The sequence below is a fragment of the Aerococcus sp. 150760013-2 genome, from assembly GCF_053627715.1.
The window spans coordinates 1-22,541 of the sequence record NZ_JBSEYI010000014.1; the positions used below are offsets into that span (position 1 = coordinate 1).

Below are 22,541 nucleotides of genomic sequence, written 5' to 3' on the forward strand. Positions count from 1 at the left end.
TTAAATAGCTTAGACCGCTGTTTTGCTTTGAAATAAGTGGAACAAGTCATGAGTGTTCCTAGAAACACGCCATTTTAATGGCGTTGTAGTTCATAGTGTCAGTTTTTATATTAGATAAAACTAAATTTATAAGCAATTAGATTGCTCAAGGCTTCAATGTTCGATATTTCGCATGAAAAATTTGGTCATGTTAGAATAGGTAAAGAACTATATAAAGGAGAACTAGCATGGAAGATAAAATCCAACAATTTAAACAACAAATTCAGGATAGCCAATGTATTGTCTTTTTTACAGGAGCGGGCATGTCTACAGCCTCTGGTATTCCTGATTTTCGGTCAGCGAATGGCCTTTTTATGGAAAACTTAGGTGGGACTTATAGCCCAGAAGAAGTCGTTTCTCATCATTTCTTTACACAATACCCGAAGGAATACTTTGCCTATCACTTTGATAAATTGGTCCACCCAGAAGCCAAACCAAATGCGGGCCACGAATTTATTGCCGAGTTGGAAAAATCGGGCAAAGATGTTTCTGTTGTTACGCAAAACATTGATGGTTTGCATCAAAAAGCAGGATCAAAAGCCGTATATGAATTACACGGTACTGTATTAGAAAATTATTGCGTAGAATGCGGGCAACGTTACGCACCTGAAGACCTACGTATAGATGAAGACGGGATACCTCGTTGTGCCAATGATGGTGGTATTGTGCGTCCTGACATCGTGCTTTACGGCGAACAATTAGACCAAGATACTGTAAATGGGGCGATTGATAAGATTCGTCAAGCCGATTTACTCGTCATCTTAGGCACCAGTCTAGTTGTATATCCAGCAGCTGGATTTTTACGCTACTTCAATGGGCAACATTTGACAATTGTAAACAAGTCACCACTCACAATTCCCTTTAACGATGTACTAGTATTTGAAGACAGCATCGAAAATGTCTTTAGTCAGCTAGTCTAAAAACATTGATAAATTAAAAACGCCTTACGTAAAATTCGTAGGGCGTTTTTCTTGCATACCCTAGTCATACGATATTAATAATGACCTTGTCAGCTAGCTTATGTATTATATAATATAGTAGATAAAGGTTTTTAAATTGATATAAATCTTAGTATGGGAGGATCATAAGTATGAAGAAGTTAAAAATATTGAGTATCCTTATTTCGCTAACTTTGCTAGCATCTTGCAGTTTGGATGGCACTAATGAAAATAATCAATCAAGTAAGATATCTACCGCTGAATCCACTAATACCCAGTCATCAGAGTCAGATACCAGCGCCGAAAGTGAAGATAGTCTATCTCCTTATAGTGATGAAGAGATTGAATATGCAAGAGTGTGGTTAAATTTTGGCAGTAATAGAGACGTAGAAAATCTTGAAGTTATATTACTTCCCAAGGGTTCCCTTATTAATCCAAATAATGTAAATTACGGGGTATATCCAGAAGATGTCATTCAAATTCGTGGACCACAAGAAGCAGATGGTCATATCGTCTATAGTGTAAGTGAGGAAGGCTCAGGGTATATTCAGACCTATCCCATTCCTTACAATTTTGAAACAGATCAATCGCCAGATATTGCCCAATATGAAAATATAGCAGACCATACCGAAAGTGCCTATGTCGAACCAGGAAATAACGAATCTGTTAGTCAATTAATTGATAAATTAACAATTTCAGAAAAAGATTCTTATATCTCTAAAGATGCTGCGATTGACCTATATGAAGCAGGTATCAAAGTCACTTCTAATGGTGAAGCTAGTGGTTTGAATTCTGAATTTTATAGCCGCGACTATTTTGCAGTTGCTCAAGATGAGCCCGATTACTTGATGCTTTCCTTTGAAAATCAAGGGCGTGGTGGTCAAGATTTTTATGTGTTCAAGGGTGAAGGCAACACAATTACGATAGATACTTATTTTGAAAACTACGAAAAAGAAGAACCTGATATTCAATGGACCTACGATATCCAGACGGAGGCTTTTACTGAGAAACTTAGCCAAGAAAGAGAAAACCAACAAAAGGTGATTGATCCTTTCACGGAAGAAACTGCTTTTGAATATATTAAAGATCAAGAAGGCTTTTCTGATGATATCGAAGTAGAGGTTTCTGAGACTAGAGATGATGGCAGTATGGAACTGACACTAGCGTCAAAAGAATTAAAACGCAATGGGGGTAGTGGTACAGTTGATATATTTATCATCTATCCAAACGGTAATTACTATTCGAAATATGATCAAACCAATATTTAGTTTCAACTATAAATCGTCATGGTTGTATACATAGTTCAATAAAAAACGCCTTACGTAAAAACGTAGGGCGTTTTCTATTTCAGAACCCAAATACATTTAAACTCGAATAGTCTATTGATTAGATTTACATAGCGATTATACTTTAAAAATACAAGCCCGAGGCTGGAACTACCTAGCATGCCTTAGCAGTGAAACAAGGATTTCTTACTCATCTCAGTCTGTTGGGCTTCAGCCCTTACAGAATGAATCGTAAGAAAAGCCCTTAGAGAATTTTTTCTCTAAGGGCGGTGCCACTGCTTTTAAGGCAGTGATAGGTATGTGGAAGCCGAAAGGCTACCCCATAAATATTAAGTTTGCGCTGTCTCACATCCTGTGAAGTTGAGCTCGACAGGGCAGATAGGTGTCCACTTCAGAATAGTTTGCGTCACACTCTGTGTGCCACGGCACTATTTCTTCCATTGTCTCCTATCTAGACGCTCTATCTCACACCCTGTTTAGTCAAACATTTTTCCTGGGTTCAAGATGTTATTTGGATCCATGGCTTGTTTGATGGACTTCAATACTGCCATATATGCTTCGTCTTTGAAGTAAGGCAGATAAGCTTTTTTCTCTAAACCAATACCGTGTTCTGCGGATAATAAACCACCTTGTTCAGCAACATATGGGAATAAATCATTTTCATAGTCGTGTTTAATTTGTTCCCAAGTTTCATCATCTTGATCACCGCGTAAGATACAAATATGAATATTGCCATCTCCTGCGTGACCGAAGAATCCAGTTTGGACATTATATTTATCTCCTAAGCGTTTACCTTCTTTAACTAAGTCTGTAAACAAGTGGTTAGGAACAACCGGGTCATACATTTTCCAGTCACCTTTAGAAACGATACCGTTCAAGACATTATCGCGGATGGTCCACATTTCGCTGGATTCATCGTCAGAAAGTTCGCGCGCTTCAATTGCACCAGCTTTTTTTCCTAGGGCTTGGATAGCTTCAAGTTGGAAGGCTAAACCGTCTGCCGCATTGTCTGCTACAGTTGCCAATAAGAAAGCTTCACCATGAACTTCAGGCATTTTCTTGTTGATAAATTGTTCAGAATAGTGAATACCTGATTCTTCTAATAGTTCTAAAGCAATTGGTTGAACAGGTGACTTCACAACTTCAAAAATAGCATCTGACACACCGTCTAAAGAACTAAAACCGAGAATAACAGATTTCTCAAAAGCTGGACGTGGTGTTAATTTCAATTGTAACTCTGTGATCACCCCGAGTGTACCTTCAGCACCGATAAATAGGTCTTTCAAATCATAAGCTGTTGCATCTTTTTTATTTAAAGAGCCAACGTGAATCAATTCTCCATTAGCTAATACCACATCATAACCACGGATATTGTCACGGGTCACACCGTATTTAATCGCTCGCATCCCACCAGCATTTGTAGATGCATTTCCGCCGACTGAAGCATTTTTATTACCAGGGTCAGGGGCATAGAAATAAGGCGTATTCACTAGATAATCTCGGATTTGAAATAAGGTTACACCTGCTTGAACTGTTAAAGTCAGCGTTTGTTCATCTAATGAAATAATGTTATTCATTTTCTCCAAGCTTAGTAACCAAGCATTATTGATAGGATAAGTTGCGCTCGTTAATCCAGTTTGACGACCGATAGTAATCGTGGGTTGCTTTCTTGCGTTGGCATCCTTAATAAATGCGACCACTTCTTCAGTTGAAGTGGGGAAAGCAATTAAAGATGCAGATCCCGGATCTTTTTCAACCATATATGTCTTCAAATACTTATCTGCAATTTGTTTTTCAATTTCCATAATAGTGCCTCCATTTGTAAGGGTTTACAATTATATTGTGCTCCAGTCATCTTAAAAATGCAAGGCAAAATTATACTAGTGGGTTTGCTTATAGTTGATAATTAAATTAGTAACTAATTGGGATGTCTACATAGATTTGTTGCCCAATAGCAAATTCAGCTTGGTCACTTGTTAGATTAACTATGTCGGCTTGAACTTGATCTACTAAATCAGACGGGACACCTAAATGATAAGTTACGTCAGCTAGGTAAGTTGTATCTAATAAGCTATAGGGCGATTCAGCAATCCAATGTTCTAATTGACCAGTTAATGGGTAAGCAACTTTGATGTCTAATTGGGTTTGCAGCTGACGTTCTACTTGACCGATGGCATCTAATCCTTCAGACACTGCGGATGAGTAAGCACGAACGAGCCCACCAGCACCTAGTTTTGTACCACCGAAATAGCGGGTAACAATAACGATAATATTTTGTAAATTCCGCTGTTTTAAAACTTCTAGCATAGGGACGCCCGCTGTTCCAGAGGGTTCGCCATCATCTAGCGCTCGTTGAATCTCATTTTTTTCGCCAATTTGAAAGGCTACACAATTGTGAGTGGCTTTGTAGTGTTCTTTACGAATTTTTTGGATAAAAGCGTTGGCTTCATCTTCATTGAAGATTCGTTGTGCATGGCAAATAAATCTGGACCCTTTCACTTCAATTTCGTGGCTACCGCCACCTTCAACTACAGTCCGGTATTCAATCATTTGACTTGCCTCCTTGTTAATCATTTCTTTCCTTTGAGAGTAGCATATTTTATTATTTTTAGCTATTTGCCTGTCTTTTGTGTATATTTCACAAAGTTGAAGCGCTTTACTAGATAAACTTGTCGAATTTTATCCAGATGTTTGATAAAATGGCACTGAAGTTATTGTCAGTTGATTATTTTTCAAGTGGCAATCTGTAAAGTACAGGGATTAGAGGAGAAAATTATATGTCACTTGCCATTGTAACGGATAGTACTGCCTATCTTTCAGACGAATTTGTTAGTCGTCACGATATTACAGTTCTACCATTAACAATCACATTTTCAGACGGATCTTACCGTGACAATATCGACATCACGATTGATGAATTTTATGCCAAAATGGCGGCCTTAGATGAGATCCCAACAAGTTCGCAACCAGCGCCAGGCCTTGTCACAGAAGCCTTTGAAGGACTTGCTGACAGTCATGATGAAATTTTGGTTGTGACCCTATCAAAAGGTATTTCTGGTACCTTCCAAACCTTTAGTATGATTGCAAGCGAAGTTGCTGAAGAAAAAAATGTTCGGATTGAGGTTTATAATTCCGATATTTCTTTGATTGGTCAAGGGTTATTCGTTCAAGAAGCCGTTAAGTTGCGGGAACAAGGTCTAGGATTGATGGACATTCTGCCTAAACTAGACGCCTTGAAGCTAACTGCTGACGCATATTTCTCAGTGGAAGATTTAGGACACTTAGCTAAAGGCGGCCGTATCTCTGCTAGTGCAGCTGGAATTGGCAACCTATTACAAGTAAAACCAATCTTGCATTTCGAACAGGGAAAAATTGAGGTTTTTGAAAAAGTTCGTACCCATAAAAAGACAGTGAAACGGATGCTTGATTTATTTGAACAGGCTTATCAAGCAAATCCCCATTTAAGAGTGGCCATTGTCGGGGAAGATGATACCCCGCAAGTTCAAAGTTTGGTGACTTATATGACTGAAAACCACCCAGACTTAGATATGCAACGAACGCCAGTAGGCCCTGTTATCGGGACCCATCTTGGGCCAGCTGCCTATGCTTTAGTTTGGTGGCAAAATACTGATATTGACTAGAATAAGACTAAGTTTTACATGCATTAAAATTGCACTTATTTTTTTTATATTTAATTGAGATTAGGAAGTTTCCTGGTCTTTTTTTTTGGCATAATCCCTAAAATTTGACGTATAAACTGGATGAGGGGTGAGAATCATGGACGAAATAATCAATTTATTAAGCGGTCGACTCGTTACAGCCAAGGAAATAGGCCAGACCGATGCAGCCATCAACTTACTGGATATACCCGGATTGCAAATCTTCCCCGCCCTGGAAAAAGAGGGCTCGCGCTTAAACTGTCGTCGTTGCGGAAATCAAACCATCTTTCAAGAAAATATCTGTCAGTGTGGCCTGACAGACTGCGTCTATTGTCTACAATGTCTCAACTTCGGTAAACTACGGACCTGCGACAAGTTATATCACTTAGCTGAGGCGACTGAACCCTATAGCTGGCAAAGAGACCAATCTTATTTGGCTTGGACCGGCACTTTATCAGACCAACAAGCCCAAGCCTCCAAAGAAATTTGTCAGACCTACCAAGCAGGCGGTCAACGTCTAGTTTGGGCTGTTACAGGAGCAGGTAAGACAGAGATGGTCTTTGAAGCTGTTAACCAAGCCCTGATGGCTGGCGAGAAAGTAGCCCTCGCCACACCCCGAGTTGACGTGGCCAATGAACTAGCCCCACGCTTTAAAGAAGCCTTTCCTGAAGTGACTATCCAGTTACTCCACGGTCAATCAGAAGAAACTTATGCTGAACAACCTTTTACCATCGGGTCCACCCACCAACTCATTCGCTTTAAAGAAGCTTTTGACCTGTTGATTATTGATGAAATTGACGCCTTTCCTTATGACGGCGACCTTATGCTCTATTTCGCTTCAGAGCGTGCCATTAAAAAGACAGGGGCCCAGATTTTGCTGACGGCAACCCCAAATCCAAGTCATGAGAAATTAATCAAAGATGGCAAGCTACCCGTGTCCATTCTGCCAGCCCGCTACCACCGCCACCACCTACCAGTCCCCGTACACCAATGGGTAGGCGACTGGCATAGTATTATTCAAGCAGGTAAAGTACCAAGTGTTTTTAAACGACTATTAGGACGGCTACTGGTCAAAGGGCGACGAGTTTTGGTCTTTATGCCCAACATTGATTTAATGCTAACTTTCGTAAGATTATGCCGACAAGTATTTGCTGATTACCGGTTTGAATCCGTGTCTTCAAAAGACCCAGACCGTATTATCAAGGTACAAAATATGCGAGATGGTCATTATGATTTTTTATTTTCAACGACTATCTTAGAGCGTGGCGTTACCTTTGCTAATATTGATGTCATCGTATTGGGTAGTGAGGACCAGACCTTTACTACAGCAGCTCTAGTCCAGATTTCAGGCCGAGTGGGCCGAAAACCCAAATGGCCATCAGGGTCAGTTTATTTTCTCCATTACGGGAAAACGAAAGCATCAAATGCCGCAATTCGGCAAATTAAAACGATGAATGAGCAAGCAAGAAAACGAGGTTTAATTGATGACTAATCTATTTAAGATTTTGATGAATGATGAAAGCACAACTACTGATACAGCGTCAGCTTGTTTAATATGTCAAAATATCTTAGATATTCACTTAACCTTATCGGATATCTTGTCTTTAGGTCGGATTCAACCAGCTCTTTTTTGCCAAGAATGTTTAAGCGGATTAAAAACTATTCCTATTAAAAATACCTGTAAACAATGTGGGCGGCCCGTTGTGGAAGAAATGGTAGTTGAAGTGAACGCAGATGGATTTTGCAGTGATTGTCAAAGTTGGCATAGGTACCACAATTGGCATTTTAAGAATCAATCATTCTACCAATATAATAGAATATTTAAAGATTGGTTAGTCGTTTTAAAAGGGCAGGGAGATATACGGGGCCGTTTTCTTTTTGATCATGAAATAAGATCTGCTTATCGAAAAGATCAGAATGCGATTTGGGTCCCTATGCCTTCCTCTAGTGAGAAAGTAGCGAATAGAGGTTTCAATCAAACAGCCTTATTATTAGAAGCTGCACGTATTCCTTATAAGGATTTACTGATAAGTGAGGGGAATAAGGGGAAGCAAGCTTATAAAAATCGACAGAATCGGTTACGAGACCTTAATAAAATTAGGATTAATCCAGCAATAAGACCATTAGACCAACGTCGACCTATTGTTTTATTTGATGATGTCTATACTACGGGCACCACAATGTTCTCAGCCTATAAAGCACTTGAATTAGCTGGCTTCAGTCAAATAAGCGGATTAACCCTTGCAAGATAATATGCATTTTTGGGAGTAGATTATTTGTATCGGTAAGCGGTTTCCATTATAATAAAAGTACTAATAAAGAAGCTATAGGAGCTTCACCAGTAATTTATTACTGGTAGAAAGGATGAAAGATTATGTTTACATACAACGTCCGCGGTGAGAATATTGAAATCACTCCAGCAATCAGAGAGTATGCTGAAAAGAAAATCTCTAAGATTGAACGGTATTTCACTGATTCACCAGATGCTACTGCATATGTAAATGCGAAAGTTTATCCGAACAAGGATGCTAAGGCAGAGGTTACTATTCCTTTAACGGGTGGTTTGACTTTACGTGCTGAAGAAACATCTCAAGACTTGTACGGTTCTATTGACCTTGTGGTTGATAAGTTAGAACGTCAAGTACGTAAATACAAAACAAAAATGAATCGTAAACCTCGTGTAAGTGCTGGTTTACCAGGCGCTGTGGAGACACAAGTGCAAGCTGACCGCGTTGAGCAAGAGGCTGAAGAAGGGCATGACCCAATTAAGATTGTGCGTCGTAAAACCTTATCTGTGAAGCCGATGACTGCAGAAGAAGCAGTATTACAAATGGAAATGCTAGGTCACAACTTCTTCATCTTTGAAGATGCTGAAACTGGTAAAGGTGCCTTGGTATATGCTCGTCGTAAAGGATCTTATGGTTTAATTGCCATTGAAGATGACTTAGAAGAAGCATAATCAAACAGAAAAATCTTATAAAACAACAAGCTCCGGTGTATGCTGGAGCTTTTTAATGCATTTAACTATTTTTCTAGCATATTTTGTAGAAATCTTGTAATTTCTGCTAAGGCTGTCCGTTTCTTGTTTTAATGACAAATTTTTAATGCTATCATATAATGGACGATAAATATATTGGGGATAGTGGGTAGCGCGATACCGCTGGACACATTAGCCCAAGATTTATACAAGTTTCTGAACCAAAGGAGAAAATAATGGCAAATGTTTTAAAAAAGGTTTTTGATAACCAAAGAAAAGATTTGAAAAAATTTGATAAAACTGCAAAACAAGTTGAAGCATTAGAGGATCGTTTTGCAAATTACACAGATGACCAATTAAAAGATATGACTAAGTCATTCCAAGAACGGCTACAATTAGGTGAAGACTTGGAAGATATTTTAGTGGAAGCTTTTGCTACAGTAAGAGAAGGTGCACGCCGTGTCCTTGGATTATTCCCTTACCATGTACAAATTATGGGTGGTTTGGCTTTACACTACGGAAACATAGCAGAGATGAAAACTGGTGAAGGTAAAACTTTAACAGCAACAATGCCAGTGTACCTGAATGCCTTAGCTGGTAAAGGCGTTCACGTCGTGACAGTCAATGACTACTTGGCAAGCCGTGACTCAGCGCAAATGGGTGAGTTATATACTTTCTTAGGCTTAACAGTGGGCTTGAATAAAGCTGGTATGAACAACGACGAAAAGCGTGAAGCATATGCAGCGGATATTACTTATTCAACAAATAATGAGCTTGGATTTGACTACTTGCGTGACAACATGGTCGTGTACAAACGCCAAATGGTGCAACGTCCTTTATACTTTGCGGTTGTCGATGAAGTGGATTCAATCTTAATCGATGAGGCGCGTACGCCGTTGATTATTTCCAACCAAGCAGAGCAATCAACAGCACTTTATCAACGCGCAGATTATTTTGCTAAAAGTTTAAAAGAAGAGGAAGACTATGTTATTGATGTTTCTTCTAAAACAATAGCCCTTACTGAAGCAGGTATTGAAAAAGCCGAAGATGTCTTCCATGTAAAAAACTTATACGACATGGAAAATGGCCGTTTAATCCACCATATTGATACAGCTTTGCGTGCTAACTACATCATGATTTTAAATATTGACTACGTTGTAGTTGATGGTCAAGTTAAAATTGTTGATGGTTTCACAGGTCGTATCATGGAAGGGCGTCGTTTCTCTGACGGGTTACACCAAGGTATTGAAGCCAAAGAAAATGTTGAAATTCAAAATGAATCAAAAACAATGGCGACAATTACCTTCCAAAATTACTTTAGAATGTATGAAAAATTATCTGGTATGACAGGTACAGCTAAAACTGAAGAAGAAGAATTCCGTGAAATTTATAATATGAACGTTATTCAAATTCCAACCAATAAACCAGTTATTCGGGAAGATAAATCAGATATCTTATACCCTAACTTAAAATCGAAATTCAATGCAGTTGTAAAAGATATCGCTGCCCGCCATGAGGCTGGACAACCAGTTTTAGTAGGTACGGTAGCAGTTGAAACCTCTGAAATGTTATCAGATGCCTTAACGCAATTAGGTATTCGCCATAATGTGTTGAACGCTAAAAACCATGAACGTGAAGCACAAATTGTTGCTGATGCAGGTCAAAAGGGCGCCGTGACGATTGCGACGAACATGGCGGGGCGAGGTACAGATATTAAATTGAGCCCCGAAGTAAAAGAACTTGGTGGCTTAGCTGTAATTGGTACTGAACGTCACGAATCACGTCGTATTGATAACCAGTTACGTGGACGTGCTGGACGCCAAGGGGATCCTGGATATTCACGTTTCTACTTGTCTCTTGAAGATGATGTAATGCGTCGTTTTGGTTCAGAGCGTATCCAACAACTATGGGAAAGCTTAAATCTTGATCAAGATGATCCAGATATGGTGATTGAGTCTCGTATGATTACTAAACAGGTTGAAGGTGCACAAATTCGTGTTGAAGGGAATAACTACGATACCCGTAAAAACGTCCTGGAATACGATGAAGTGATGCGTCAACAACGTGATGTCATCTACGCACAACGTTTCGAAGTGATTTCAGCTGAAGAGTCATTGGATGACGTGATGTGGCCAATGATTGAGCGGACCATTAAACGCCAAGTGGAATTATACACTGCTGGTGACCGTGCTGATTGGAATTTAGAAGCGCTGGCTGATTTTGCCGAAACAACCTTATACCGCAATACGCAAGTAGACATTGATAACTTAGAGGGTAAAAACCAAAAAGAAATCATTGCCTACATTACTGATAAAGCGGCTGACCGTTTCAACCAAAAAATTGATTCAATCAATAACAAAGATATGGCCCTAGAATTTGAAAAAGTGGTTATCCTGCGTGCAGTTGACTCTCGTTGGACTGACCATATTGACGCTATGGACCAATTACGTCAAGGGGTTGGACTACGTGCTTACGCGCAAAATAACCCATTGGTAGAATACCAATCTGAAGGATTTGACCGTTTCAACGAAATGATTGCCGGTATTGAATATGATGCAACACGCATGTTCATGCAATCTGAAATCCGTCAAAACTTAGAACGTAAACAAGCTAAATAAGAGCATATTATGAACATCGGGACGAACAAGGCATTGACCGAGTAACATCATCATGCATGTTGGTCCCGTGTTTTTATTAGGAGCGATATAAGATGGAACAATATGAAATTAATAACTTACTAGAGCAAAATAAAACCCAAATTGACAGCTTCAGGGGGTCTCTTTGACTTAGAGAAAATGGAAGCAGATTTAGCTGAGTATGAAGCTGATATGGTTCAACCAGGTTTCTGGGATGATTCAGAAAAAGCACAATCAGTAATTGATGCGAATAACGCCTTGAAAAAGGTCTATGATGAATTCAATAATCTAGCGGATGAATATGAAGAATTGACACTTTTAAACGAAATGGTTAAAGAAGAACCAGATCCCGATTTATCTAAGGAATTAGTTAATCGAATACAAGCTTTTCAAGCTAAAATTAGCGCCTATGAGCGCAATATTTTACTAAGTGGTGAGTATGACCATAACGATGCCTTATTAGAGATTCATCCAGGTGCTGGTGGTACTGAGTCCCAAGACTGGGCTTCTATGCTACTTAGAATGTACCAACGGTGGGCAGACCAACACGACTATCAAGTAACCACACTAGACTTCCAAAATGGCGATGAAGCTGGGATTAAATCTGTGACACTAGAAATTAAAGGTTTGAATGCTTATGGATTCTTAAAATCAGAAGATGGTATCCACCGTTTGGTGCGTATTTCACCATTTGACTCTAATAAGCGTCGGCATACATCCTTTGCTTCAGTGGAGATTATGCCAGTGTTAGACCAAAATACGGAAATTGAAATTGATGAATCAGACATTGAAATGGACGTATTCCGCGCATCAGGTGCTGGAGGGCAGCATATCAATAAAACATCTTCAGCAGTCCGGTTAACTCACGTGCCAACAGGTATTGTTGTGGCTTCGCAAGGTCAAAGGTCTCAATTCCAAAATAGGGATACGGCTATGAAGATGTTACAAGCTAAATTAGCGCATTTACTAGCTGAAAAGAATGCTAAAGAATTAGATGAAATTCGTGGTGAAAAATCAGAAATTGCCTGGGGTTCACAAATTCGTTCTTATGTTTTCCATCCATATAATATGGTAAAAGACCACCGAACTGACCATGAAACTGCTAATGTACAAGCGGTGATGGATGGCGATTTAGATGGATTTATTGACGCATATTTAAAAGCGCAATTGAGTGATGAAGAGGCATAGTGGTAATCGATTGTGTCTCGGCGGATTTAAATGACAAATTAAACGGTATATAATAATAAATAAAATATAGCTTGTATCTGAGACCTAGGGTAGTTGGTTGATGTTGGGTGTAATCACGTTCCCAAAGTTGTGTGTGGAGGAAATATATGAAAAAAGTATTGATAGTGGATGATGAGCAATCGATATTAACATTATTAAAATATAGTTTAGAAAAAGAAGGCTATGAAGTTATCCAAGCAGAAGATGGCCAAGCGGGATTAGAATTGGCGATGAATCATCAATTAGACTTTATTATTCTTGACTTAATGCTACCCAAAATGGATGGGATGGACGTTTGTAAAAACTTACGCCAAAATAAGATAAACACACCTATTCTAATGTTAACTGCAAAAGATGACGAATTAGAAAAAATCATTGGGTTGGAGTTGGGTGCGGATGATTATATGACTAAACCATTTAGCCCACGTGAGGTATTAGCACGGATGAAAGCAATCTTACGCCGTGCATCATATAGTGCTCCTGAAGCTCTAATTGGTGAAGAAAATGGCATTGAAGCTAAACACAAAATTACCTTAACGAAAGATTCGGTGGGTAATTTTAAAGATGAAGATGTCGAAATCATTAAAGCAGGTGATATTGAAATCCATGTAAATGATTATGTTGTATACGTGCGCGGGGAATCGATTGAAATGACGCCTAAAGAGTTCGAGTTATTAACTTATATGGCTCGTCGTGTGAATCGTACATTATCACGTGAACAATTATTACAAAAGTTATGGCGGTTTGATTATGCCGGAGAAACGCGTATAGTTGATGTTCATGTAAGCCACTTACGTGAAAAAATCGAATTAGATACCAAAAATCCTGAGTATATTATTACAGTACGTGGCTTTGGATATAAATTTGAGGTGCCTCACTAATGCAAAAATTGATTCGAAGTATAACAACAGTGTTTGCACTGTTGTTTATTTTATATAGTGTGATATTTGCTTTCACGGTAAACCGCTTTGTTTCTGATACTGTTAACGAAGAAGTGCAAAATACGTTGGTAAATGTAGTTTCAACTATTCGACCAAGTTTCAGATCTTTAGAAGTGACTGATATAACAGACAATACGCTTGAATTCCGGTCTGTTAAACGGACTATCCAACCCATGATTAATTTAAATGATCGAATCTTAATTTATGATGCAAACGGAAACCGTGTTTACACAGTTGGAAATGAGCAATTATCAAATGATTTAGCATTTAGAAACTATGAAGATAATATGGATAATAGATTTAAACAGGAAGAAACAGAAAAGAATACGATTATTTACTCTTACTCTGAACGAATTTCGAACTCAAAAGGAGATGTACTTGGGTATATTCAAGTATTGAGAAATTTTCCTCTTAATCGTCCAGTGGAAGAAAATATTATCTTTATTGCCGTGGTAATGGCTCTTGGTGCGGTTATTTTACTTGTGGGCTTTTTTGTACACTTTAACCGCAGAATACACTTGCCTATTTTGGCCATTAATCGCCAATTAAATCATATAGCAAATAATGATTATGCGACAAAATATACACCCGTAGACATTGAAGAATTTGATGAAATTGGTGAAAATATTAATGATCTATCCAATGAGCTGGCTCTTCAAGAATTTCAAATTACAAATCAAACACAACGAATGAACAAATTGGTAGATGCCATGATGTTAGGTGTTGTGATGGTAGATAAAGACCATATTGTGCGTTTAGCTAACCCAGCTATTTATGAAATTCTAGGGCTAGAGGAGCAGATAGAAGGTCGTCGTTTTGAAGAAGTATTACAAAGTTATCGTTTGGTTCAAATGCTAAACCAAGCTTCTAAAACAAAACAGAAAATTAATGAGGAAATTTATTTATATTATCCAAGAGAAGTTATTTTGGATGTGAATATTATTCATTTAAGCTATGAAGAAATGGATGCTTACTTTGATACTGAAACCAATGAAGAACTAACAAATCCAAATGATTCAGAACAAATTATTCTTTTAATCTATGATATTACTAGTATTCGTCATTTGGAAAAAGTTCGTAGCGATTTTATTTCTAACGCATCTCATGAGCTTAAAACACCAGTCACTGCCTTACAAGGATTTACTGAGACATTATTAGATGGGGCCATTGAAGATCACGATACAGCAGTGGAATTCGTTAAAATTATGCAAAAAGAGAGTAATCGCCTCGGTTCTTTAATTAAGGATATTTTAGATCTGGCTAAAATTGAACAGGATCAAATACAACATACTAGTGAATTGTTAGAGGCGGACGAGCTTTTAGAAGACGTATTTCAACACCTAAGTGGGCGGGCAAAAGATAAGCATATTGATTTAGTTAAAGATGATAACTCCCAACTAGATGTTTCTTTTAGAGGAGATCGGGGTAGGATTTTACAGGTACTTACCAACCTAATTCATAATGCCATTATTTATAATAATCCTTATGGGTTTGTTAAGGTATCCATTTCTGAAGAGGAAAATATGATTCAATTTAAAATTTCAGATAATGGTATCGGCATACCACAAGAGGACCTTCCACGAATATTTGAACGATTCTACCGGGTAAGTAAAGACCGGTCAACTGCATCTGGTGGTACAGGGCTAGGTTTATCCATCGTTCGTAATATACTAGAACATATGGGTGGTAGGATTGAAGTAGATAGTGTATTTGGAAGGGGAACAAGTTTTACGGTCTATATTCCTAAGATAGAACCGCTAGAATTAGATGAAGAAGATGAAATTGAAGAAGAATAAACGAATAGTAAATTTAGCCGATGAGGGAAGATAAATGAGAATTTACCAATGAAATTTACACAAACTTTACAATATATTTACATAACTGGCGGTAATTTACATTTTATCCACTTAGATATTTACAATCATCTTATATAATAACCTTGTAATCGTTTGGAATATGGTTATATGGATTAAGAAAAAGAAAAGGTGGAAAGTATAAATGACTTTTAGCAAGCTTTCAAAATTAGTTTTAGCGTTAGGTGCTTCAGCTGCTTTAGCTGCATGTGGAAACAGTGACTCTAGTAATGACTCAACGGATACTAGTTCTGATTCGACAACAGAAGCGGCAGCAATTACTGGTCCTATTTCAGTAATTTCTCGTGAAGAAGGTTCTGGAACGCGTGATGCCTTTGTAGAGGCTACAGGTGTTATGGCTGATGATATTGATAACACTACTGCTGCAGCTACCATCATGAATGGTACAGACCAAGTAATTACTGCTGTTGCTGATGATCCAAATGCAATCGGATATATTTCTTTAGGTTCATTAAACGATACAGTCACTGCTGTTTCTGTTGATGGTGTTGAAGCTACAGAAGAAAACGTTGCATCAGGTGATTACGCCATTTCTCGTCCATTTAACATCGTATATCAAGGCGAATTAGAAGGTGTAGTAGCTGACTTCCACGATTTCATTTTCTCTGAAGAAGGGCAAGCAATCGTCTTAGATGAAGGTTTTGTACAAGCTAAAGCTGATGCGGAAGCTTATGCAGGTGACGGCTCTCAATCAGGATCTATCACCATTGTTGGTTCTACTTCAGTTTCTCCAGTAATGGAAAAATTAGCGGAAGCTTATGAAGAATTAAACTCAGGTGTTCAAATTAATATTACCTCTAATGGTTCATCTGCAGGCGTTAAGGCTGCTACTGATGGAACTGCAGACTTGGGTATGGCTTCTCGTGCATTAGCGGACGATGAAACTGATGTAACTGCAGAAGCAATTGCTGTTGATGGTGTTGCGGTAATCGTTAACCCTGAGAATGGCGTTTCTGACTTAAGCTTAGCTACAGTCGCAAGTATTTTTACTGGCGAAACTACTGACTGGGAAGGCACTGCTCAATAATTCTGACTAGTTAAGTAACAACTAAGGGTTTATCTTATTAGAGTTGCTACTCCTATATAGTAGCAACTCCTTTTATATTTTGAGGGTATATTAAATTATTCAGAGGTCGAATAACCAATTGTGAATTTATGGGTTTTTAAAACCGGATAGATACGTTATAATTTCCCTTGGACACATTTTTATAGTGAATTTGAATTTAATAAGGAGAACATATGAAACAAAATAATATGTTGGAAACAGTAATGAAGTACGTTTTCATGTTAGCTGCTTTCACTTCAATTCTTGCCTTGTTAGCAATTTGTTACTTTATATTTGCAAGAGGATTACCTTTTATGGCTGATTATGGCTTTGGTCAATTCTTATTTGGTAGCAAATGGCAACCATCTCAAGAAATTTTTGGGTTAGCACCAATGTTAATAGGTTCACTATACGTAACCTTAATCGCATTCGTGTTGGGCGTACCAACAGGTGTATTTACTGCGATGTTTATGGCATTTTATTGCCCTCCCAAATTACATAAAGTTTTGAAACCAGCGATGAACTTAATGTCTGGTATTCCTTCTATTGTATTTGGTTATTTCGGTTTACAAGTATTGGTTCCAGGAATTCGAACTTTTTCAAGATCTTTAGGAATTGCATCAAATGGTATGAGTATCATGACAGCGGGTATTGTTTTAGCAATTATGATTTTACCTACTATTATTACCATGTCTGAGTCTTCGTTACGTGCTGTACCAAAAACTTACTATAATGCGTCAGTTGGATTAGGAGCTGATCATGATAGAACTTCTTATGTTATCATGATGCCGGCTGCTAGATCAGGGATCTTTTCTTCTATCATCTTAGGTATTGGTCGAGCTGTTGGTGAAACAATGGCAGTTATCATGGTTGCAGGGAACCAAGCAATTTTCCCACGAGGCTTATTCCAAGGTGCACGTACAATGACTGCTAATATCATCTTAGAGATGGCTTATGCAACTGGTACCCACCAAAGCGCCTTAATTGCAACAGGTGCGGTGTTATTTGTTATTATTTTGATTATCAATGGTATCTTCGCGTATGTTAAGAGAACGGGGGTAAATAACTAATGTCTAAAGTACTACGTGGATTTACATATTTCTTTGCAGCAGTTACATTTGCTGCCTTAGTATGGATCATCGGTTACGTATTAGTTTCAGGTGTCCCTCACTTAACAGCTGACTTATTCTCATGGAAGTACTCAACAGATAACGTTTCAATGATGCCTTCAATTATCACAACAATCTACGTAATTGGGGGCTCATTACTTCTTGCTATTCCATTTGGTGTATTTGCTGGTTTCTACCTAGTAGAGTATGCTGGTAAAAATAACAAATGGGTTGAAGGTATCCGTATTGCGACTGATACCTTAACAGGTGTGCCGTCTATCGTATTTGGTTTATTCGGTATGCTAGCCTTTGTATCTGCAGCAGGATTCCAATATTCATTAATTTCAGGTATTCTTACTTCAGCAATTATGGTATTACCATTGATTATCCGTAATACTGAAGAAGCCTTAATGTCAGTTAAAGACAATTTACGTCAAGCAAGTTTCGGTTTAGGTGCGGGTAAATTACGTACTATCTTTAGAATCGTATTGCCAATCGCTATGCCAGGTATCTTGTCAGGTATCATCCTTGCTATCGGACGTATCGTTGGTGAGACAGCAGCCTTGATGTATACATTAGGTACATCAACATCACTACCTAATTCAATCTTCTCTTCTGGTCGTACATTGGCTCTCCATATGTATGTATTATCAAGTGAAGGTTTGCACCGTGATCAAGCGAATGCTACTGGTGTAATACTATTATTAGTTGTATTAGTAATCAACGGCTTATCTACATGGTTATCACAACGATTTACAAAAGGAGGACAAAATTAATCATGGTTGAAAACAACAATCTTAAAATTAAAATGCAAGCAGAAAACATGGACCTTTACTATGGTAACTTTAAAGCCTTAGAAGGTATTAACATGCCAATTTATGAAAAACAAGTAACAGCATTAATTGGTCCTTCTGGATCAGGTAAATCTACTTTCTTAAAAACATTAAATCGTATGAATGACCTTGTTGAAGGTTGTCGTATTGAAGGTAAAATTACATTAGACGGTAAAAGTATCTTTGACCGTGACATGAACTTAAATACGTTACGTAAAAATGTTGGTATGGTTTTCCAACAACCAAACCCATTCCCAATGTCAATCTATGACAATGTTGCTTACGGACCGCGCACTCATGGTATCCGTGACAAGAATGAATTAGATGAAATTGTTGAAACTTCATTACGCGGTGCTGCAATCTGGGATGAGGTAAAAGATGACTTAAACAAAAACGGTATGGCTATTTCTGGGGGGCAACAACAACGTGTTTGTATCGCGCGTGCCTTAGCAGTTAAACCTGACGTATTATTAATGGATGAGCCAACTTCAGCATTAGACCCAATTTCAACGCTAAAAGTTGAAGAGTTAGTACAACAATTACGTGACGACTACACCATCGCAATTGTTACCCATAACATGCAACAGGCTGCGCGTGTTTCTGACTACACAGGATTCTTCTACGCAGACCCAGAAACTGGTCCAGGTAGATCTCACATTATTGAATTTGGTGAAACAGACCAAATCTTTAACAACCCAACCAATACACAAACAGCAGATTATGTTGCTGGACGTTTTGGTTAATCCATATTCCAAACCAATAACCTTTTCAAGCCACTGGCATTTGTCGGTGGTTTTTCTTTATGCGCAAATCAGGTAGCTAGTGGAGGGTAGGGGCTTTTCGGTGAGGATTGGTTCGGTACAAACAGAATATTTTTGCTGATGTACTAAGGTGAATATTATGCAACGAACATACGTTTGTGTTAAAATAGAAGAGTATTTGAGACAAATTATTCGCAACAAATGCGAACTATGTCATAATAGATGAATAGATATAAGTGATAAGGTATAATCATTGATTGCTGAACTTTAAACGAGGTTTAGTAATGAGGTATAACAATAAGGAGTGGCATGATTGAGAGATTTAATTAAAGTAAGGGGCGCTCGTTCCCATAATCTAAAAAATATTGATATTGATATTCCCCGCGATCAAATGGTCGTTGTAACTGGTTTATCAGGATCTGGGAAAAGTACTTTAGCCTTCGATACCTTATATGCAGAAGGACAAAGACGTTATGTAGAAAGTTTATCGGCCTTTGCACGTCAATTCTTGGGTAATACAGAGAAACCAGATGTAGATTCTATTGAAGGGTTAAGTCCAGCTATCTCAATCGACCAGAAGACTACCTCAAGAAACCCACGTTCAACAGTAGGAACGATTACTGAGGTGAACGATTATCTTCGTTTATTATATGCTCGGGTTGGCCAACCAATCTGCCCAAATGATGGGACAGAAATTACGAGTGAATCTTTAGACCAAATGTTAGACCGGATTTTAAGTTTGCCTGAACGGACTAAAGTGCAAATTCTATCTCCAGTTGTTTATGGTAAAAAAGGTCAACATAAAAAAATCATCGACGGTATCCGTAAACAAGGATATGTCCGTGTGCGTATTGATGGCGAAATCTATGACATCGATGATGTACCTGAATTAGATAAGAATAAAAAACATCAAATTGATATTGTGATAGACCGTTTAGTGATTAAAGAAGATATTAGAGGGCGTTTAGCTGACTCTTTAGAAGCGGCTCTTAGATTAGCTGATGGCTATGCAGTCTGTGATTTGATTGATGGTGACGAAATTCTCTTTTCAGAGCATTATTCATGCCCCCACTGTGGATTTACAGTAGGTGAATTAGAACCCCGTCTATTCTCATTTAATGCGCCTTATGGAGCATGTGAGGAGTGTACTGGTTTAGGTTCAAAAATTGAAGCTGATCCTAATTTAATTGTGCCAGATAAAAATAAAACATTAAAAGAAGGGGCTATCGTACCTTGGGATTCAAAAGGTTCTGCTTTCTACCCAACCATGTTGGAACAAGCAGCTACTGCCTTTGAGGTGCCAATGGATGTACCTTTTAAAGAACTTACACAAGAACAACAAGACCTGATTTTATATGGGTCTGGCGAAGAAGAATTCCATTTCTATTATCAAAATGAATTCGGATCTGTTCAAGATAAAATGCGGGTATTTGAAGGGGTTATTCCAAATGTCCGTCGTCGTTACCAATCTAGTCAATCTAAGGCTATGCGAGAAGCTATGGGTCAATATATGACCGAATTAGAATGTCCTGTATGTCATGGTAAACGTTTAAATCGTCAAGCCTTGTCAGTAAAAATTGGTGGTCAAGATATTGCTGAAGTAACCCATAAAGCGATTGTGGATACCATTGAATTTTTCGAGGGGTTAGATTTATCTGAACAAAATACGACGATTGCTCAACCGATCATGCGTGAAATTGCCTCACGGTTAAACTTCCTAGAAGAAGTGGGCTTAAACTACCTAACTTTAGACCGATCTGCAGGTACTTTATCAGGTGGGGAAGCGCAACGTATTCGTCTAGCTACTCAAATTGGATCAAACCTTTCTGGAATCATGTATGTCTTGGATGAACCTTCGATTGGATTACACCAAAGAGACAATGACCGTCTGATTAAATCATTGAAACGTATGCGTGATTTAGGTAACACCTTGATTGTCGTTGAACATGATGAAGAAACCATGCGTGAAGCAGATTATCTAATTGACATGGGACCTGGTGCTGGTGAATATGGTGGCGAAATTGTGGCTGCAGGTACACCAGATGAAGTGGCAAATAATAAAGACTCTATCACAGGGCAATACCTAAAAGGTGCCCGTAAAATTGATTTGCCAGAAAAAAGACGTAAAGAGGATAGAGGGGCTATTCATATTAAGGGCGCTAGTGAAAACAACTTGAAAAATGTTGATGTGGATATTCCAATTGGCCGCCTAAATGTGATTTCAGGTGTTTCTGGATCAGGTAAATCCTCATTAGTTAATGAGGTCATGAAAAAGTATCTGATACGTGAACTAAATAGAGCAAAGATGCCTCATGGTAAAGTAGATGAAATTTCTGGCTATGAATCATTAGATAAGGTTATTGATATTGACCAAAGTCCAATCGGGCGTACGCCACGCTCTAACCCGGCAACATACACATCTGTGTTTGATGATATTCGTGATCTTTTTGCACAAACCAATGAGGCTAAACTACGTGGTTATGGAAAAGGGCGTTTCTCATTTAATGTTAAAGGTGGCCGTTGTGAAGCATGTAAAGGTGATGGTATTTTAAAAGTTGAAATGCATTTCCTACCTGATGTATATGTACCTTGTGAAGTGTGTCATGGAACCCGTTATAATTCAGAAACCTTACAGGTAAAATATAAAGGTAAAAATATTGCAGAAGTTTTAGACATGCGTATTGAAGAAGCTTTAGAATTCTTTGCGGCAGTGCCAAAAATTCGTCGTAAATTACAAGCAATTATGGATGTAGGTCTTGGTTATGTCACATTAGGTCAACCAGCGCCAACCCTATCAGGTGGGGAAGCCCAACGGATGAAATTGGCCTCTGAGTTACAACGTGTAGCAACTGGTAACACCTTATATGTTTTAGATGAACCAACTACTGGTCTACATACAGAAGATATCAAGCGATTAATTGGTGTTTTACAACGTTTAGTAGATGCTGGTAACACCATTGTCGTGATTGAGCACAATTTAGATGTGATTAAAACTGCAGACTATATCGTGGATATTGGCCCGGAAGGTGGTGCTCAAGGTGGTAAAATCGTAGCTTCTGGTACCCCTGAAGAGGTTGCTAAAGTGAAAGGCTCATACACAGGTAAATACTTAAAACCATTGTTGAAAAAATAGAATAAAATAGAAAAACACTATGTTGACGATAAATATTACATTCATCTTGAAACATAGTGTTTTTTCTTTAAAATGAAAGATTA

At 38.3% G+C, this 22,541-nt stretch carries 17 protein-coding genes; 15 read left to right on the plus strand and 2 right to left on the minus strand.

Annotated elements, in window-relative coordinates; translation table 11 throughout:
• The first annotated feature begins 227 nt into the window (after positions 1-227).
• Positions 228-959: an NAD-dependent protein deacylase gene (locus ACUW85_RS08085; RefSeq protein ID WP_149314794.1), complete on the plus strand. Its 732-nt coding sequence runs from the start codon at positions 228-230 to the stop codon at positions 957-959.
• 170 nt (positions 960-1,129) lie between these two features.
• A complete protein-coding gene (locus tag ACUW85_RS08090) occupies positions 1,130-2,245 on the plus strand; it encodes a hypothetical protein (protein ID WP_149358525.1) in 1,116 nt (371 codons plus the stop codon).
• Positions 2,246-2,739: 494 nt separating this feature from the next.
• Here ACUW85_RS08090 and ACUW85_RS08095 read toward each other — a convergent pair whose 3' ends face one another.
• Positions 2,740-4,068, minus strand: coding sequence for an FAD-binding oxidoreductase (locus ACUW85_RS08095; protein WP_149314796.1), 1,329 nt, complete (start codon positions 4,066-4,068; stop codon positions 2,740-2,742).
• Positions 4,069-4,174: 106 nt separating this feature from the next.
• Complete coding sequence (locus tag ACUW85_RS08100) at positions 4,175-4,813, minus strand: YigZ family protein (RefSeq protein ID WP_149255960.1); 639 nt, start codon at positions 4,811-4,813, stop codon at positions 4,175-4,177.
• A gap of 227 nt (positions 4,814-5,040) precedes the next feature.
• Between ACUW85_RS08100 and ACUW85_RS08105 the strand changes: the two genes are divergently transcribed.
• The 13 genes from ACUW85_RS08105 to uvrA all read left to right on the plus strand — a co-directional run bounded on the left by ACUW85_RS08105 (position 5,041) and on the right by uvrA (position 22,458).
• The gene (locus ACUW85_RS08105; RefSeq protein WP_149255961.1) at positions 5,041-5,904 is read left to right on the plus strand and encodes a DegV family protein; all 864 of its coding nucleotides are present in this window, start codon (positions 5,041-5,043) and stop codon (positions 5,902-5,904) included.
• 136 nt (positions 5,905-6,040) lie between these two features.
• The gene (locus ACUW85_RS08110; protein ID WP_149314797.1) at positions 6,041-7,414 is read left to right on the plus strand and encodes a DEAD/DEAH box helicase; all 1,374 of its coding nucleotides are present in this window, start codon (positions 6,041-6,043) and stop codon (positions 7,412-7,414) included.
• Positions 7,407-8,174, plus strand: a complete 768-nt coding sequence (locus ACUW85_RS08115) for a ComF family protein (protein ID WP_182023559.1) — start codon at positions 7,407-7,409, stop codon at positions 8,172-8,174. Before ACUW85_RS08110 ends, ACUW85_RS08115 begins: the two co-directional genes overlap by 8 nt.
• A gap of 122 nt (positions 8,175-8,296) precedes the next feature.
• A complete protein-coding gene (hpf, locus tag ACUW85_RS08120) occupies positions 8,297-8,881 on the plus strand; it encodes a ribosome hibernation-promoting factor, HPF/YfiA family (RefSeq protein WP_048729080.1) in 585 nt (194 codons plus the stop codon).
• 254 nt (positions 8,882-9,135) lie between these two features.
• The gene (gene secA, locus ACUW85_RS08125) at positions 9,136-11,517 is read left to right on the plus strand and encodes a preprotein translocase subunit SecA (protein WP_149314798.1); all 2,382 of its coding nucleotides are present in this window, start codon (positions 9,136-9,138) and stop codon (positions 11,515-11,517) included.
• A gap of 92 nt (positions 11,518-11,609) precedes the next feature.
• Positions 11,610-12,723 (plus strand): peptide chain release factor 2 gene (gene prfB, locus ACUW85_RS08130; RefSeq protein ID WP_107309492.1). Its coding sequence is split into 2 segments (ribosomal slippage): positions 11,610-11,681 and positions 11,683-12,723, totalling 1,113 coding nucleotides; the frame shifts between segments, so codons are not numbered across the junction.
• A gap of 146 nt (positions 12,724-12,869) precedes the next feature.
• Positions 12,870-13,643: a response regulator transcription factor gene (locus ACUW85_RS08135; protein WP_182023557.1), complete on the plus strand. Its 774-nt coding sequence runs from the start codon at positions 12,870-12,872 to the stop codon at positions 13,641-13,643.
• Positions 13,643-15,499 (plus strand): two-component system histidine kinase PnpS, encoded by a 1,857-nt coding sequence (gene pnpS, locus ACUW85_RS08140; protein WP_182023556.1) that lies wholly within the window; start codon positions 13,643-13,645, stop codon positions 15,497-15,499. Before ACUW85_RS08135 ends, pnpS begins: the two co-directional genes overlap by 1 nt.
• 202 nt (positions 15,500-15,701) lie before the next feature.
• Positions 15,702-16,604, plus strand: coding sequence for a substrate-binding domain-containing protein (locus ACUW85_RS08145; protein ID WP_016897966.1), 903 nt, complete (start codon positions 15,702-15,704; stop codon positions 16,602-16,604).
• Positions 16,605-16,816: 212 nt separating this feature from the next.
• Positions 16,817-17,692, plus strand: coding sequence for a phosphate ABC transporter permease subunit PstC (gene pstC, locus ACUW85_RS08150; RefSeq protein ID WP_016897965.1), 876 nt, complete (start codon positions 16,817-16,819; stop codon positions 17,690-17,692).
• Positions 17,692-18,507: a phosphate ABC transporter permease PstA gene (gene pstA, locus ACUW85_RS08155; protein ID WP_149314800.1), complete on the plus strand. Its 816-nt coding sequence runs from the start codon at positions 17,692-17,694 to the stop codon at positions 18,505-18,507. Before pstC ends, pstA begins: the two co-directional genes overlap by 1 nt.
• A gap of 32 nt (positions 18,508-18,539) precedes the next feature.
• Complete coding sequence (gene pstB / locus ACUW85_RS08160; RefSeq protein WP_059134045.1) at positions 18,540-19,307, plus strand: phosphate ABC transporter ATP-binding protein PstB; 768 nt, start codon at positions 18,540-18,542, stop codon at positions 19,305-19,307.
• Between the two features lie 331 nt (positions 19,308-19,638).
• Complete coding sequence (uvrA, locus tag ACUW85_RS08165; RefSeq protein ID WP_149255968.1) at positions 19,639-22,458, plus strand: excinuclease ABC subunit UvrA; 2,820 nt, start codon at positions 19,639-19,641, stop codon at positions 22,456-22,458.
• Positions 22,459-22,541: the final 83 nt, after the last annotated feature.

What these genes read in the sequence shown, in the direction of transcription:
- ACUW85_RS08085 (WP_149314794.1), top strand. Translation starts at nt 228, where the DNA reads ATGGAAGATAAAATCCAACAATTTAAACAACAAATTCAGGATAGCCAA.
- ACUW85_RS08090 (WP_149358525.1), top strand. Translation starts at nt 1,130, where the DNA reads ATGAAGAAGTTAAAAATATTGAGTATCCTTATTTCGCTAACTTTGCTA.
- ACUW85_RS08095 (WP_149314796.1), bottom strand. Translation starts at nt 4,068, where the DNA reads ATGGAAATTGAAAAACAAATTGCAGATAAGTATTTGAAGACATATATG.
- ACUW85_RS08100 (WP_149255960.1), bottom strand. Translation starts at nt 4,813, where the DNA reads ATGATTGAATACCGGACTGTAGTTGAAGGTGGCGGTAGCCACGAAATT.
- ACUW85_RS08105 (WP_149255961.1), top strand. Translation starts at nt 5,041, where the DNA reads ATGTCACTTGCCATTGTAACGGATAGTACTGCCTATCTTTCAGACGAA.
- ACUW85_RS08110 (WP_149314797.1), top strand. Translation starts at nt 6,041, where the DNA reads ATGGACGAAATAATCAATTTATTAAGCGGTCGACTCGTTACAGCCAAG.
- ACUW85_RS08115 (WP_182023559.1), top strand. Translation starts at nt 7,407, where the DNA reads ATGACTAATCTATTTAAGATTTTGATGAATGATGAAAGCACAACTACT.
- hpf (WP_048729080.1), top strand. Translation starts at nt 8,297, where the DNA reads ATGTTTACATACAACGTCCGCGGTGAGAATATTGAAATCACTCCAGCA.
- secA (WP_149314798.1), top strand. Translation starts at nt 9,136, where the DNA reads ATGGCAAATGTTTTAAAAAAGGTTTTTGATAACCAAAGAAAAGATTTG.
- ACUW85_RS08135 (WP_182023557.1), top strand. Translation starts at nt 12,870, where the DNA reads ATGAAAAAAGTATTGATAGTGGATGATGAGCAATCGATATTAACATTA.
- pnpS (WP_182023556.1), top strand. Translation starts at nt 13,643, where the DNA reads ATGCAAAAATTGATTCGAAGTATAACAACAGTGTTTGCACTGTTGTTT.
- ACUW85_RS08145 (WP_016897966.1), top strand. Translation starts at nt 15,702, where the DNA reads ATGACTTTTAGCAAGCTTTCAAAATTAGTTTTAGCGTTAGGTGCTTCA.
- pstC (WP_016897965.1), top strand. Translation starts at nt 16,817, where the DNA reads ATGAAACAAAATAATATGTTGGAAACAGTAATGAAGTACGTTTTCATG.
- pstA (WP_149314800.1), top strand. Translation starts at nt 17,692, where the DNA reads ATGTCTAAAGTACTACGTGGATTTACATATTTCTTTGCAGCAGTTACA.
- pstB (WP_059134045.1), top strand. Translation starts at nt 18,540, where the DNA reads ATGCAAGCAGAAAACATGGACCTTTACTATGGTAACTTTAAAGCCTTA.